We start from the raw sequence: 15603 nt of genomic DNA, 5'->3' as shown, positions 1-15603 counted from the left end.
ATGAAAATAAAACATTTGTCTTATACTTTCTTAGTTTTGATGCATTTGGTAATTGCATTGGTTGTTTTTGTAATGCCATTTTTATCTAAGATTTATGCGCTTGTTATTCCAATTGTAGGATTGTTTTTTGTTTTAAAAACAAAAAATAAAAATAATGAAGTACTCTTAGTGGCTGCATATATGATTGGTGTTGAGGTTTTTTTAAGAATGACAGAAGGGAACTTGAATAATGAATATATTAAGTTAAGCGTCATCTTTTTTATGGTAATAGGAATGTTATATAGTAGTTTTTCTATTAATGCATTAGTTTACGGTTTTTTTATATTATTATTGATTCCAGGTGTTTTAGTAACCTCGATTGCAGATGATTTTTCGGCAGATATAAAAAAGGTTTTGGTTTTTAATTTATCAGGAGCATTGTGTTTAGGGATTTGTGCGATATATACTTTTAATCGGAAAATTACTTTTCCGGAATTACAGAATATTGTTCTTGCAATGGGATTACCTATATTAACAACTACTGCATATTTGTTTTTATACAACCCTAGTGTACAGAGTGTTGTTACAGGTACACAATCTAATTTTGAAACTTCTGGGGGATTTGGTCCAAATCAGGTTTCTACTGTTTTAGGATTAGGTATGTTTGTATTTTTTACACAATTGATTCTTTTTTCTAAATCAAAAAAACTGCTGATTTTAAATGGGATATTATTATTAGTTGTTAGTTATAGAGCCATAGTAACTTTTTCAAGAGGAGGAGTAATCACGGGAGTAGTAATGATTTCTTTATTATTATTAGTGTTATATCATTATTCAAGCGCGAAAGTAAAAGGAAAATTAGCTTTGGTATTTATCATTACAGTTGTTATGGGATTAGGAATTTGGACATATAGCTCTGTACAAACTTCTGGATTAATTGGCAAACGTTATGCTAATCAAGATGCAGCGGGAAGAATAAAAAAAGACAGATTAGGAGGGAGAGAGGCTATTATAGATATCGAGCTTAAAGTTTTTTTAGATAATCCAATATTAGGAATTGGTGCTGGCGCTGGTAAAGAGTACAGAAAAAAAGCTTTTGGAGTTGATGTAGCTTCTCATAATGAAATAACACGTATGTTAAGCGAACATGGAATATTTGGGATATCAGGTCTTTTGATACTTTTTATAATGCCTTTTGTGCTGTATTATACTAATCGTGGGCATCTGTATTTTTTGTCTTTTTACGTTTTTTGGTTTTTAACAATTAATCATGCAGCTATGCGAACAGCTGCTCCCGCCTTTGTTTATGCACTAACTTTGATTAATGTAATTAAATTTAAATCAGGTAATAACATAAATGAAAAATCTATAGATAGTAATAATGTAGGATTGTAAATTTAATTAATACATTTGCTGCCGTAACTTTAAATTTCCCCAAATTTAAATACAGAACTTAACCACTATAACCAAAAATGCCACAAAAAAATAAGATTCATTTTGAAATATCTGAACGGAAAGTCATTCTTCGATTTTTTGATTCTTTTTTTATCTTAGCAACATTATATTTATTAAGTCAGGTATTTGATTATCGCTATTTTAATATTTCAAATACTAATTATTATGGGCTAATAGTATTGGTAATTTATCTTAACCTTTTTGGGTCAATTTTTGAGATGTATAACCTGCAAGTAGCAAGTAATCAATTTCAGATTATCAAAAGTACTGTTATTGCGGTTTCGACAACTGTTTTTGTTTATTTGCTGACTCCAGTTTTATCCCCTGAATTACCTAAACAGAGAATCTCTATAGTTATATTTTATTTTGCAGTTCTTTTTGCCATTTTATTTTGGCGTTTATTTTACGTTTATTTTCTTGCTTCACATCGTTTTTTTCAAAACGTAGTTTTAATTTGTGATCAGGATCAAGTAGAAGAATTGGTATTGGGATTAGAAAATGTTGATCCACATTATAAAATCATAGGTTTTGTAAATTCAGATTCTTTAAACAATACCCCTTCTGAATATCATTATGTAAAAGAAATTCAAAAGAATGAGTTAGAAGAATTTGTAATAAATAATAATGTTTCTGAGATTGTTATAGCTTCGCAAAAGACAGACGGTATTACTGCCGATTTGTACCAGCAATTACTGCATTTACTGGAATCTGGTAAAATAATTAGAGAATATACTCAAGTATACGAAAGTAAAACGCAGCGCATTCCTGTGCAATATATAGCAAGAGATTTTTATCGTTTTTTTCCTTTCAGTCGTAGTAATAGTAACAAGTTATATCTGTTGGTTGTACGTCTCTTTGAATTTGTTCTTTCATTGATTGGGTTATTAATTGGGATTGTTTTAATACCATTTATCGTTATAGGAAATTGTATAGGAAATCGAGGAAGTCTTTTTTATACTCAGGAAAGAATAGGAAAGGATGGAGCAGTTTTTAAAATATATAAATTCCGTACAATGGTAAAAAACTCCGAATCAAAAGGAGTTGCTTTTGCTGCTGCAAATGATGTTCGGGTAACCCCTTTCGGGAAGATGATGCGTAAATCGAGAGTAGATGAACTACCGCAATTTATTAATGTTATAAAAGGAGATATGGCAGTTATTGGTCCTAGACCAGAACGTCCTTTTTTTGTGAAAGAAATTGCTCAGGTTATGCCATTTTATGAAACAAGGCATATTATTAAACCAGGACTTACAGGTTGGGCACAAGTAAACTATTCCTATGGAGAATCGATAGAAGAAAGTTTAATAAAGCTACAGTACGACTTATATTACATTAAACACAGAAGTATCTTTCTGGATTTAAGTATTACTTTTAAAACCATTACTACAGTCTTGTTTTACAGAGGGCAATAACTATATAATAATAGGAATTGGTTTTTTATTCTTAATTGCTACACGTACAAGTACGACTCCACTAGTAATAATCAAAGGTAAAACAATCAGAAATGAAGCTTTATTAATCATAAACAATCCATATACAATTAGTAAAATGATATGGATGAGTGATAATCTATAAGTCCATTTTTTGTTTTTCATAAGATTGAAAATCAAAAGAACCAGTAAGAAAGGACTAAACAATAAAATGTTATAGTTAAACTCTAATTCTTTGTGTAAAGAATAAAAACCAATAAACACAAAAAATACGCCCAATAATCCCATTATTAAAAGATAAGCTTTGTCAATACTTCTTTTGCCTATAAAGATGATAAATGCAAGTAAGATAATGTAAGTATACCAGTTATTCCACCATGAATGAGTTGGCTCTTTATCAAAAGATAAAATGGTTTTATCTTGTTTTACTAAAGGATGATTTTGAAAAGTTGTTTTATTTAAACTATTTTTTAACTCAAAAGGCAAGAATATTTTTGTTCCAAGTTCATCAACTTTCTTCCCAAAAATAATGCTGATACCAAGTTTTTCATAAAAATGTCCGTCAAAATAAGGATATAGAATAGTTCTATATGTTTTATCAGTATCTCCTTTTTTTGTAATTACAGTCCCGTTTAAAGATTTATTAAGAACATCAACAACCATAGAAGTACAGTTCTTGTCAATAAATTTATAAGTGTAAAATCTATCTTCAGAAAGTAGCGTTTTATTTAAGTTATCAAATAATTTTTGCTTTATATCATCAGAGATATTTAATTCCTGTTCGTAAACACTACGTTTTGTATAGTTATATTCATTAATAAATTCGAGATAAGAATTTGCTGTAGCGTAATATTGTAAGTTCCCTTTTGTGAATTTAGCAACAAAATTAGGAGTTCTGAAATCGAACGTACCATAATTATATACAATGTCAAGAGCATTAATAGAATCTTTTATTCTAATAGCTGTATGACCAAAAAGAGAGTATGATTCATTCCCAGTTCCGCAAGTTAAAACGCTAACTTTCGAATCTTTGGATAATAAAAGGCTCTGTCCAAAACTGTTGTTGATAAACACAAAAAACAATACTAGTAAGAATGTTTTTTTTGATGAATACGTTTTCATAGCTATTTTTTTAAATGAATTATCAATGTTTCTTTGGTATGCAATTATTTATTATCTAAAGATGCCTAAGTCTACTTTAAGCGAGAAAATATTAGAATATAATGCAACACTTTGATTTCCTAAATCTGTCAAAGCATAATCTACCTGAATGCCTTTATATTTAAAACCAAGACCTATATTAGGCTGAAAACCTACTTTTTCAGAATTATCTAATTGTGTTACATTCTGAAAATTTCCTACTCCAGCTCTCAAGAAAACTAAGTCAGTATATCCAAACTCTAGTCCTAATGCAGGATCAATACTTACAGCATTACTAGAGATTATATCTTTCGTTCTTTCAAAACGCATATTTAGATTTGTAGCTACCAAAACACTATAATCATATCTGATTATAAACTTTTTTGCAATACCTAATTGTGCTTTAGGTAACGTAATTTCGGTGCTTTCTGGTAATTCCTGATTCTCTCCCGGAATGGCATCAGAGATTTTTTTGTATTCCTTCTCGTCTATATTCCAAACATTATAAGTAGTAGTAATATCACGTATCATTAAACCAAAACGCCAGTCATTTTTCTCAAACTGTAATCCTAAATCAAATCCAAAACCCCAAGAATTGGCAAACTTACCAATAATACGTCGGATAACTTTGGCATTAACACCATATTGAAATCCAGGAACAGGTAATTTTCTAGCGTACGAAAAAGTAAAACCATAATCGGCAGTCGAGAAAAGACTAATCCTATTGTAATCAATATTTCCTTGATTGTCTATTAATTCTGTAGTGTCTAAAATATCATCTACTCCAAAACGAATTAATGAAATCCCCCAAGCACTTCGGTCGTCTATCGGACTTGCATAGCCAATATAATCATATTGTGCAATATTGGCAAAATAATTAGCATGCATCAAAGCAACCTGATGATCTTGAAGATTAGTTAATCCTGCTGGATTCCAATAAACTGAATTTACATCTGTCGTAGATGCAACCACTGCACTCGACATGGCAAGAGCTGCAGCATCTACACCAATGTTCATGAACTCATTAGAGTATTTTCGAACTGTTTGGCCGTAATTTGTTGTGTAAACACAAAATAGTAAAAACAATAAAATTTTCTTCAAGAGCTAATTTTTATAAACCGAAGTCTGTTTAATTTTTACCAAAAATATAATTTTTTACTGAGCTTATTTATTCCTTTATGTAAATAATGCTAAAGTCTGAATTTTGTGTAAAAAACTCTAATAAAAACGTACATTCCATTCAGTTATTATAGTAAATTTGTTGCTTATCATACTTAAATTTTATTTGCAATGAATATTAAAAAACATGTACCTAATGCTATTACATTAATCAATCTTTTTTGTGGCTGCATAGCTGTTGTTTTTGTTTCTAAATTAGACTATGAAATGGCTTTCTATTTTGTTTGTTTAGGAATCTTTTTTGACTTTTTCGATGGTTTCTTTGCTCGATTATTTAAAGTGTCCAGTCCATTAGGATTACAATTAGATTCATTGGCAGATATGGTAACCAGTGGGGTTGTTCCTGGTTATGTAATGTATAGTTTATTTGTAAGTAGTTCAAGTGCACACAATATTATTGGTACAGAGTTCACACCGTTTTTAGGGTTTATTGTGACTTTGGGTTCTTGTTATCGTTTAGCAAATTTTAATATAGATACACGACAAACAGATTCATTTATTGGTTTACCAACACCTGCAAACGCATTGTTTATTTTGAGTTTGCCTTTGGTTTTAAAATATTCAGAATCGTTGATGATTCTTGAAATCTTAACAAATCAATGGATTTTATTAGTGATAGCGTTATTTAGTGCTTATATCCTAAATGCCGAAATTCCTTTATTTTCATTAAAATTTAAAAAATTCAATTTAAAAGATAACGCACTACAAGTTGGCTTTTTATCATTGTCAGTTTTGCTATTGGTTTTCTTTCAATACCTAGGGATTCCATTGGTAATTATTACTTACATAATATTGTCTGTTATAAACAATAAGTTTCTGAAAAAGTAGTTTTTTTATTGAATGAAAAGAAAAGTTACCAAAAGAAAGATTTCAAATCGGAAATCTAAATCAACCAGTTCTTCCATAGGAAAGTTTTTTCGTTTCACTGTATTTTCAGTTTTAATTGCCCTTCTTTTAGGAGTTGTTTATCATTACCGAAACGGTTTAGCGTATTACTTTAGTTTTAAAACAGATAAAGTTCTCGAAAAAGAGGCAGAAGATAAACGTCTTTCGGATGTTAGGAATTATCAAGTGTTGTCGAATCATCAAGGAATGGCAATTGGTTTGGATGTATCCGAATTTCAAGGGAAAATCCGTTGGAGTAAAGTAGATAGTTTAGAACAGAAATTCCCGATTTCGTTTGTTTTTATACGTGCAACAGCAGGAAATAATCGTGTAGATCGCCAATTTTTAAATAATTGGGAAGGAGCTAAAGAGCAGAAAATCATTCGGGGAGCGTATCATTATTATCGCCCAAACGAAAATTCTATAGAGCAAGCAAATCTATTTATTAAAACCGTTAAATTGCATAAAGGTGATTTACCTCCGGTTTTAGATATAGAAAAATTACCTAAGAACCAATCTTTGGATAGTTTGAAAAAAGGATTGAAAAGATGGCTAAATAAAGTAGAAGAACATTATAAAGTACGACCAATTATATATAGTGGAGAAAGATATTATGATGATTTTCTGAAAGAAGAATTTAGTGATTATCTTTTTTGGATAGCGAATTATAATTTCTATCGAGAGAAAATAGAAGAGGATTGGTTGTTTTGGCAGTTTACAGAGAAAGCAACAATGCCAGGAATAAAACATACTGTTGATGTAAATATCTACAACGGCGATTTACAGCAATTACAGTTTATAACAGTAGATTAGTTTTTAGTTTCCAGTTGCAGTTCTCAGTTTCAGTAAGTAACTGTAAACTAAAAACTGCGACTGAATACTTTTTTAGAATTCCAGTTTCTTTTTACGAAGTTCAAAGTTCTGACCTAGATACACACGACGTACCATTTCGTCTTCTACCAATTCTTCAGGTACACCTGCTTTTAAGATTCCTCCTTCAAACATTAGGTACGTTTTATCAGTAATGGCAAGAGTTTCTTGTACGTTGTGGTCGGTAATTAAAATTCCGATATTTTTATTTTTTAATTGCGCTACAATCCTCTGAATATCTTCTACCGCAACAGGGTCAACTCCTGCAAATGGCTCATCTAGTAAAATAAATTTAGGATCGGTAGCAAGAGCTCGTGCAATTTCGGTACGTCGGCGCTCACCTCCCGAAAGTAAATCTCCTCGGTTGGTACGAATATGCTCCAAGCTAAATTCTTCGATTAAACTTTCCATTTTGGCTACCTGTTCAGCTTTAGATAAAGTAGTTAATTGTAGTACGCTTAAAATGTTATCTTCGATACTTAATTTTCTAAAAACAGATGCTTCCTGAGCTAAATAACCAATTCCGTGTTGTGCTCTTTTGTACATAGGAAAATCTGTAATATTTAAATCATCAAGATAAATATTGCCTGAATTTGGTTTTACCAATCCTACAATCATATAAAAAGAAGTAGTTTTACCAGCACCGTTTGGTCCTAAAAGACCAACTATTTCTCCTTGATTTACCTCAACAGAAATGCCTTTTACTACACTACGACCTTTATAGGTTTTGATTAAATTATCGGCTCTTAGTTTCATTTTTTTATTTTAATCATTTAAACGATTGATTCGTTTAATCGCTACAAATTAACGAATAAACGAATCAACAAATAGACCTATTAACAATTATTTAGTTTCTTCTAGTGCTTCCCAAAATTCGTATGCTCTACGCAAATGAGGAACTACAATTGTACCGCCAACTAAGGTTGCGATTCCCATTGCTTCCATCATTTCTTCTTTGGTAACCCCTTCTTTAAAGCTAGTTTCAAGGTGGTATTTTACACAATCATCACAACGCAAAACAGCTGAGGCAACTAAGCCTAGAAGTTCTTTTGTTTTAACATCCAGGGCACCTGCAGCATAGGCATTGGTGTCTAGATTAAAAATGCGCTTTACAATTTTGTTATTGTCGGCTAATAACTTTTCGTTCATTTTAGAACGATAGTCGTTAAATTCTTGAATGATATCAGACATTTAATTCTTTGTTTTGTTTTTTATATACAAGTACCGAAATAAAGATACTCAATTCGTAAATTAATAACATTGGTATTGCTACAATTGTCTGACTCACAACATCTGGAGGGGTAACAATTGCTGCTACAATCAGGATTATGATTACAGCGTATTTCCAGTACTTTCTTAAAAAACGTGGAGTTACCAATCCTAATTTGGTAAGGAAATAAATGATAATCGGTAACTCAAAGAATAGTCCACCAGCTAGAATACTAGTTTTTACCATTCCCATATAAGATTCTAGAGTAAATTGATTTTTTACAATATCACTTACCGTAAAAGTTGCCACGAAATTTACAGACATTGGTATTACTACAAAGTACCCGAATATTACTCCTAAAAAGAAAAGCAAGGAAGAAACAAAGATGAATACTTTAGCATTTGCACGCTCTTTTTCATATAACGCAGGGCTGATAAATTTCCAGATTTCCCATAAAATATAAGGGAAGCTTAAGATGAATCCTGCCAAGATACACATCCATACAAAAACATTTACCTGTCCTTCCATTTGTGTATTCTGGATGATAAATGGCATCTCGGTGATACAGATGTTTTCGGCAAAACCTAGTTTATGAGATAATTCACAGAAAAACTGATACGTAAAAAAGGTTGGTCTTGTTGGGCCAAAAATGATTACATCAAATAAGTAATCACTTATAAAGTAGGTTAAAAAAGCCATTATTATTATGGCAGTTGTACTTCTTACTAATAACCATCTAAGTTCTTCAAGATGGTCTAAAAACGACATTTCGCCTAGATTTTTTTTATTTGCCATTATACGATTCCTTCTTTTAAAATGTCATGTAAGTGTAGTACTCCTTTGTATTCTCCGTTGTCAGAAACGATTAATTGGGTAATCGAAAAATCTTCTAATATATTTAAGGCATCTACAGCCATTGTGTCTGATGATACCATTTTTGGGTTTTTAGTCATAATGTCTACTGCGGTTAAATCCGCAAAAGTATCTCTGTCGTTTAGCATTCGTCGGATATCTCCATCAGTAATAATTCCGATAATTTTATCGTTTTCTACAACTGCGGTTACACCTAGTCGTTTCTCTGATATTTCAAATATAACTTTTTTGATTGAAGAATCTGGACTAACAGTTGGTTTTAGCGAATGTTCAATCATGTCTTTCACGCGAAGTAAAAGTTTTTTACCTAATGCTCCTCCAGGATGATATACGGCAAAATCTTCTGGTTTAAAGTCACGCATTTCCATTAAACAAACCGCAAGAGCATCTCCCATTACAAGTTGTGCTGTAGTACTATTGGTTGGTGCTAAGTTTATTGGGCAAGCCTCCATGTCTACAGTAGTGTTTAAAACATAATCACTGCCTTTGGCTAAGAACGAAGTCGTATTTCCTGTAATAGCAATCAATGTATTACCAAAACGTTTTAATAATGGGACTAAAACTTTAATTTCTGGGCTATTACCGCTTTTTGAAATGCAAATAATTACATCTTCATTTTGAATCATTCCTAAATCACCATGAATTGCTTCAGAGGCATGAAGGAAGAGTGAAGGTGTTCCTGTAGAATTAAAAGTTGCTACCATTTTTTGTGCAATAATTGCACTTTTTCCTATTCCTGTGACTACTAAACGACCTTTAGATTCGTATATCTGTTGAACAGCTTGAGTAAAATTTTCATCTAAAAAATTAACCAGCTTTGCAACTGCCTCGCTTTCAGAGAGTATGGTTTTTTTAGCGATAGCTAATATATTTTCTTTTGTTATCAAAACAGGATAGTTAAAATTTGTAAGTGTAAAAGAAAGTTGTATCTTTATTGATGCAAATTTATACAAAATACCATAAAATAAAGAATGAATTCAAACGAAATTGAAATACATAAAGAATTAAAGAAGTATTTCGGCTTTAGCCAATTTAAGGGATTGCAAGAGGAGGTTATAAAAAGTATACTCGATAAAAAAAATACTTTTGTTATAATGCCCACCGGTGGAGGGAAATCACTCTGTTACCAATTACCCGCTTTAATTCAGGAGGGAACAGCGATAGTTGTGTCTCCTTTAATTGCTTTGATGAAAAACCAGGTAGACGCTATTCGGAGTCTCTCTTCAGAAAACGGAATTGCTCACGTTCTGAATTCTTCACTTACCAAAACAGAAATTGCTCAAGTAAAAAAAGACATTACTTCTGGTTTGACAAAATTATTATATGTTGCTCCCGAATCGTTAACCAAAGAAGAATATGTTCAATTTCTTCAAAACGTACCCATTTCATTTGTCGCTATCGATGAAGCGCATTGCATTTCAGAATGGGGACATGATTTTAGACCTGAATACAGAAATCTAAAACATATTATTAAACAGTTGGGTGATGTGCCAATTATTGGTCTTACTGCAACCGCTACTCCAAAGGTTCAAGAAGATATCTTAAAAAATCTTGATATGTCCGATGCTAATACTTTTAAAGCGTCGTTTAACAGACCAAATTTATATTACGAAGTTCGTACAAAAACAAAAAATATAGAATCGGATATTATTCGTTTTATAAAACAGCACAAAGGAAAATCTGGAATTATATATTGTTTAAGCCGTAAAAAGGTAGAAGCAATTGCAGAGGTTCTTCAAGTAAACGGTATTAGTGCTGTTCCTTATCATGCAGGATTGGATGCAAAGACACGAGCAAAACATCAGGATATGTTCTTGATGGAAGATGTAGATGTTGTTGTTGCAACTATTGCCTTCGGGATGGGAATCGATAAACCCGATGTTCGTTTTGTAATTCATCATGATATTCCAAAGTCACTCGAAAGTTATTACCAGGAAACAGGTCGTGCAGGTCGTGATGGAGGCGAAGGACATTGTTTAGCTTATTACTCTTATAAAGATGTAGAAAAGTTAGAGAAGTTTATGTCTGGTAAACCAGTTGCCGAACAAGAAATTGGTTTTGCTTTATTGCAAGAAGTTGTGGCTTACGCCGAAACATCAATGTCACGTAGAAAGTTCTTGCTTCATTATTTCGGAGAAGAATTCGACAGCGAAACAGGCGAAGGTGCAGATATGGATGATAACGTTCGTAACCCAAAAACTAAAATTGAAGCCAAAGATCAAGTGGTGAAATTGTTAGAAATTGTACGCGATACTAAACATATCTATAAATCCAAAGAAATTGTATTTACATTAATAGGTCGTGTAAATGCAGTTATAAAAGCACATAGAACAGATTCGCAATCTTATTTCGGGTCAGGTTCAGATCATGACGAGAAATACTGGATGGCATTACTTCGTCAGGTATTAGTTGCAGGATACTTATCAAAAGATATTGAAACTTACGGAGTCATAAAAATCACAAAAGCTGGATTGGACTTTATTAAAAAGCCAGTTTCGTTTATGATGTCTGAAGATCATGAATATAATGAAAGTGAAGACGAAGCTATAGTAACAGCATCAAAATCTGGAGGTACTGCCGATGAAGTTTTGATGGGAATGTTACGAGAACTACGAAAAAAAGTTGCAAAGAAATTAGGTGTTCCTCCATTTGTGGTTTTCCAAGACCCTTCATTAGAGGATATGGCTTTAAAATATCCAATCTCTATTGCTGAATTGTATAATATACATGGAGTAGGAGAAGGAAAAGCAAAAAAATACGGAGGAGATTTTGTTGCCTTAATAAATAGGTATGTTGAGGAGAATGATATTATTCGTCCAGACGATCTAGTTGTAAAATCTACAGGAGTTAACTCGGTAAATAAATTATACATTATCCAGAACATCGATCGTAAATTATCACTTAATGATATTGCTTCTGCAAAAGGGCTTTCGATGGATGCTTTGATTAAAGAAATGGAGCAAATTGTATATTCTGGAACAAAACTTAATATTAACTATTGGGTAGACGATATGCTTGATGAGGATCAGCAAGAAGAAATCCATGAATACTTTATGGAGTCAGAATCTGATAAAATAGAAGATGCTCTTAAAGAATTTGATGGTGAGTATGATATCGATGAATTACGCCTTATGCGAATAAAATTTATTAGCGAAGTAGCGAACTAGAAGTTATTTATGAGATTTTTGAAAATAATTATTGCTTTGTTTTTTTTGACATCAATTAAATCATTTGCAACTGCTCAGGTTCCGGATTATTTAATTATTGAAAAAGATACTTTAGTGATACAAGGCAATCCTTTAGAAGGATATTTTAAGAACCATCCCATTCCGGAGAATTTAATAACGAGCCTTTCTACTGCAAATTGGAGAGGCTATATTGCTTATTTTAAATTTTTAGATGGAAATCTTGTTGTTGAGAATATCTATAAAGAGGATAGAAAAGAAAATGATAATGGCAAAAGTTCTTTCTTTTTGACATCAATTTATAAAGATATTTTTGGGTCAAATGCCAATTTTAAATGTGATTTTTATTCGGGATTGTTAATTTGTCCATCAGGAAAAATAATAGAATATGTTCATATGGGTTATAGTTCTCTTTATGAGAATTATAATCTAATTGAAATAAAAAATGGAGTCAGTATAAAGTCGAAAAAAATGACTGGAGATGAATTTCGAAGTTTTAAAAAAGGATATTTTAAATATTTTAAAAAGACTGATGAATATAAACTTAAAGCAAAAGAGTTTAGAGATATGATAATTGAGTCTAATCTCTCTAATGATGGGTTTCGAACAGGTAGTGCTGGTACTGGAAAAGAAAATGAATCATTAAAGAAGAAAGATGCCGAATTTAAGGTGGATAAACAAGTCGACTCTTTTATGTTTATATATCTAAATGATTATATTAAAACGATAGAAATCCCTACTACAAATTAATAATTATGAGAACAACAACATTATATAAAATAGTTGCTTTGGTATTATTTTCAATTTTTATTTTTGGTTTTTCAGTCGATAAAAAAGAGCAAGACAGTAAGTTGGTTGGTATTTGGAAAGGTTTTGAAAAAGACAGACAAATAGAAGGAGTCGAAAAACACTGGATCCAACAAAGATTTGCAGATGGAACTTATATGATTATGTTTACTGCAAAACAAGATTGTGAAGTTGAAACTTTTACTGAAAAGGGGAAATGGTGGACTGAAGATGGTAAGTTTTATGAAGCTATGGAAGGAAATAAAGATATAGATATTTATACTTATGAAGTAAAAGATAAAGAGTCTGTCGAATTCAAAAGTATAAAATTGGGAGGTAAAAAGAATGATACCTATATATTTAGTGATTACAAACTGGATATAGAATAATGCCTCAGATTATTATTTAAAAAATCTAAAATCCAAATTCTAAAGCCGATTGGTTTTGGAACTTGGATTTTTTTATTTAGAGTTTATTCAGGAAATACTTCTCCGCGATGTGGTTTTAAAGCGTCGCGAACCTGAATCATGTTTTCATCGGTTACAACCATATAGGCAATAGCGTACATATCGTTTAGTATTGTAAATCCAGTTATATTTAAAGGTAGCTTTTCGATAGCTATAAATTCTTTTAAATGAATCTCATGATGTTCTGCGGTTTTTGCGGAAGCTGGACCACGAAAATCCCATATTAATTTTATTTTTCTTGACATTATTTATAGGTACAAAGTTTCAGTGAGGCAAAGGTACAAAGTCTATTTTGAAAAATAGGTTCTGAGGTTCTGAGATGCTAAGATTCTGAGTTTTTTTTCTGTAGAGACGCAGAGACGCAAAGAAAATAAAAAACTTGGCGACTTTGCGTCTTTGCGAGATTAAAAAATAAAGCTTTGCAAATTTTACAGTAAATACATAATATCAGTTCAAAATGTTATTTTTGCACGTTCTTTTCATAAATAGAAAAGCTAATTGAATAAATAAAACAAAATGCCAAGAGAACTTTTACTTCAAGTATCGCCCGAAATAGCAGCAAATGAGTTATTGCTAAAAGAACATTTGTCGAAACAAATAAAAGTTTCACCAAATGAAATTCAGCATATAACTATCTTAAAACGCTCGATTGATGCGCGCCAAAAAGCTATAAAAATCAACTTGAAGGTGAATATTTATTTGCAAAATGAAGTTTTTCAGCCTACTAATATCGAGCTTCCGGAATATAAAAATGTATCTGGAGCGCAAGAGGTAATTGTTGTTGGTGCTGGTCCTGCAGGACTTTTTGCCGCTTTGCAATTAATAGAATTAGGTTTAAAACCAATTGTTCTAGAAAGAGGAAAAGATGTGCGTGGTCGCCGACGAGATTTAAAAGCAATAAATACAGAACATTTTGTAAACGAAGATTCTAATTATTGTTTTGGAGAAGGTGGAGCAGGAACATACTCTGACGGGAAATTATATACACGATCTAAAAAACGTGGGGATGTAACCAGAATTCTCGAATTATTGGTTGCTTTTGGGGCTTCTGATGATATTTTGGTAGAAGCGCATCCTCATATAGGAACGAATAAATTACCAAAGATTATTCAGGATATTCGAGAAAAAATTATTGAATGCGGTGGGCAGGTTTTGTTTGAGACTCGTGTAACTGATATTCTTGTGAAAAATAATGAAGTTCAAGGAATTGTAACTCAAAAAGGGGATACGATTAATGCTAATAAATTGATATTGGCAACGGGACATTCTGCTCGTGATATCTTTGAATTATTAGATAGAAAGAAAATTTTTATCGAAGCTAAACCTTTTGCCTTGGGCGTAAGAGCCGAACATCCTCAATCTTTAATAGATAGTATTCAGTATAGTTGTGATTATCGTGGGGAACATTTGCCTCCGGCACCATATTCTATTGTGAAACAAGTAGGAGGAAGAGGGATGTATTCTTTTTGTATGTGTCCTGGTGGTGTAATCGCGCCTTGTGCTACAAGTCCTGGCGAAGTGGTTACGAATGGTTGGTCTCCGTCTAAAAGGGATCAGGCTACAGCCAATTCTGGAATTGTAATCGAGTTGAAATTAGAAGATTTTAAACCTTTTGCTAAATTCGGAGCTTTGGCTGGAATGGAATTTCAGAAAAGTATCGAACAAAAAGCATGGCATTTGGCTGGAGAAACACAAAAAGTTCCGGCACAACGTATGGTCGATTTTACTCAAAATAAAGTTTCATCGGATATTCCTAAAACGTCTTATGTTCCTGGAACTACTTCGGTAGAAATGGGACAGGTTTTTCCGGGTTTCTTATCTCAAATATTACGTGAAGGTTTTTCTGAATTTGGTAAATCAATGCGCGGTTATTTAACTAATGAAGCGATTCTTCATGCACCAGAAAGCAGAACATCTTCACCAGTAAGAATTCCGAGAGATCCGTTAACTTACGAACATTTACAAATAAAAGGATTGTATCCTTGCGGTGAAGGTGCGGGTTATGCTGGTGGAATTATATCGGCAGCTATTGATGGTGAAAAATGTGCTTTGATGATTGCTGAAACTTTGAAATAATTTGCTAGATGTCTATATAGCGGTAAAAATATTGTTATTTTAGTTGCTTGGTAGTTAAATTGTAATTT

The 15603-nt window shown here is 32.0% G+C and carries 15 protein-coding genes; 8 read left to right on the top strand and 7 right to left on the bottom strand.

Annotated features, from left to right (window positions below):
• Nucleotides 1-1374, top strand: a complete 1374-nt coding sequence (locus tag IW20_RS04780) for an O-antigen ligase family protein (protein WP_035619493.1) — start codon at nucleotides 1-3, stop codon at nucleotides 1372-1374.
• 77 nt (nucleotides 1375-1451) lie between these two features.
• A complete protein-coding gene (locus IW20_RS04775) occupies nucleotides 1452-2846 on the top strand; it encodes an exopolysaccharide biosynthesis polyprenyl glycosylphosphotransferase (RefSeq protein ID WP_035619491.1) in 1395 nt (464 codons plus the stop codon).
• Here IW20_RS04775 and IW20_RS04770 read toward each other — a convergent pair whose 3' ends face one another.
• Together IW20_RS04770 and IW20_RS04765 are read right to left on the bottom strand one after the other, a co-directional pair.
• Nucleotides 2847-3986, bottom strand: a complete 1140-nt coding sequence (locus IW20_RS04770) for a lipoprotein N-acyltransferase Lnb domain-containing protein (RefSeq protein ID WP_035619487.1) — start codon at nucleotides 3984-3986, stop codon at nucleotides 2847-2849.
• Between the two features lie 51 nt (nucleotides 3987-4037).
• A complete protein-coding gene (locus IW20_RS04765; RefSeq protein ID WP_455423158.1) occupies nucleotides 4038-5105 on the bottom strand; it encodes a putative type IX sorting system protein PorV2 in 1068 nt (355 codons plus the stop codon).
• 189 nt (nucleotides 5106-5294) lie between these two features.
• Here IW20_RS04765 and IW20_RS04760 point away from each other — a divergent pair, with 189 nt between their 5' ends.
• Together IW20_RS04760 and IW20_RS04755 are read left to right on the top strand one after the other, a co-directional pair.
• Nucleotides 5295-6011, top strand: coding sequence for a CDP-alcohol phosphatidyltransferase family protein (locus tag IW20_RS04760; RefSeq protein ID WP_035619483.1), 717 nt, complete (start codon nucleotides 5295-5297; stop codon nucleotides 6009-6011).
• Between the two features lie 12 nt (nucleotides 6012-6023).
• The gene (locus IW20_RS04755) at nucleotides 6024-6881 is read left to right on the top strand and encodes a glycoside hydrolase family 25 protein (protein WP_035619480.1); all 858 of its coding nucleotides are present in this window, start codon (nucleotides 6024-6026) and stop codon (nucleotides 6879-6881) included.
• A gap of 72 nt (nucleotides 6882-6953) precedes the next feature.
• Here IW20_RS04755 and lptB read toward each other — a convergent pair whose 3' ends face one another.
• From lptB to IW20_RS04735, 4 genes are all read right to left on the bottom strand, one after another.
• The gene (gene lptB, locus IW20_RS04750) at nucleotides 6954-7694 is read right to left on the bottom strand and encodes an LPS export ABC transporter ATP-binding protein (protein ID WP_035619478.1); all 741 of its coding nucleotides are present in this window, start codon (nucleotides 7692-7694) and stop codon (nucleotides 6954-6956) included.
• Between the two features lie 87 nt (nucleotides 7695-7781).
• A complete protein-coding gene (locus IW20_RS04745; RefSeq protein ID WP_035619476.1) occupies nucleotides 7782-8129 on the bottom strand; it encodes a carboxymuconolactone decarboxylase family protein in 348 nt (115 codons plus the stop codon).
• Nucleotides 8122-8943 (bottom strand): twin-arginine translocase subunit TatC, encoded by an 822-nt coding sequence (gene tatC, locus IW20_RS04740; RefSeq protein ID WP_035619474.1) that lies wholly within the window; start codon nucleotides 8941-8943, stop codon nucleotides 8122-8124. Before tatC ends, IW20_RS04745 begins: the two co-directional genes overlap by 8 nt.
• Complete coding sequence (locus IW20_RS04735; RefSeq protein WP_035619909.1) at nucleotides 8943-9908, bottom strand: KpsF/GutQ family sugar-phosphate isomerase; 966 nt, start codon at nucleotides 9906-9908, stop codon at nucleotides 8943-8945. Before IW20_RS04735 ends, tatC begins: the two co-directional genes overlap by 1 nt.
• A gap of 84 nt (nucleotides 9909-9992) precedes the next feature.
• Here IW20_RS04735 and recQ point away from each other — a divergent pair, with 84 nt between their 5' ends.
• The 3 genes from recQ to IW20_RS04720 are packed head-to-tail and all read left to right on the top strand — an operon-like array spanning nucleotide 9993 to nucleotide 13381.
• On the top strand, nucleotides 9993-12188 hold the full coding sequence (gene recQ / locus IW20_RS04730) for a DNA helicase RecQ (protein WP_035619472.1): 2196 nt from the start codon (nucleotides 9993-9995) through the stop codon (nucleotides 12186-12188).
• A gap of 9 nt (nucleotides 12189-12197) precedes the next feature.
• On the top strand, nucleotides 12198-12956 hold the full coding sequence (locus tag IW20_RS25275; protein ID WP_051885559.1) for a hypothetical protein: 759 nt from the start codon (nucleotides 12198-12200) through the stop codon (nucleotides 12954-12956).
• A gap of 5 nt (nucleotides 12957-12961) precedes the next feature.
• On the top strand, nucleotides 12962-13381 hold the full coding sequence (locus IW20_RS04720; protein ID WP_051885557.1) for a hypothetical protein: 420 nt from the start codon (nucleotides 12962-12964) through the stop codon (nucleotides 13379-13381).
• A gap of 83 nt (nucleotides 13382-13464) precedes the next feature.
• Here the strand turns inward: IW20_RS04720 and IW20_RS04715 are convergent, their stop codons facing one another.
• Nucleotides 13465-13704, bottom strand: a complete 240-nt coding sequence (locus tag IW20_RS04715; protein WP_035619471.1) for a hypothetical protein — start codon at nucleotides 13702-13704, stop codon at nucleotides 13465-13467.
• Nucleotides 13705-13975: 271 nt separating this feature from the next.
• Between IW20_RS04715 and IW20_RS04710 the strand changes: the two genes are divergently transcribed.
• Nucleotides 13976-15535 carry an NAD(P)/FAD-dependent oxidoreductase gene (locus IW20_RS04710; protein WP_035619470.1) on the top strand — a complete coding sequence of 520 codons (1560 nt, stop codon included), beginning with the start codon at nucleotides 13976-13978 and terminating at the stop codon, nucleotides 15533-15535.
• Nucleotides 15536-15603: the final 68 nt, after the last annotated feature.

The sequence above is a fragment of the Flavobacterium hydatis genome (assembly GCF_000737695.1).
Classification (GTDB): Bacteria; Bacteroidota; Bacteroidia; order Flavobacteriales; family Flavobacteriaceae; genus Flavobacterium; species Flavobacterium hydatis.
This window is presented reverse-complemented; position numbering and strand designations above follow the sequence as displayed.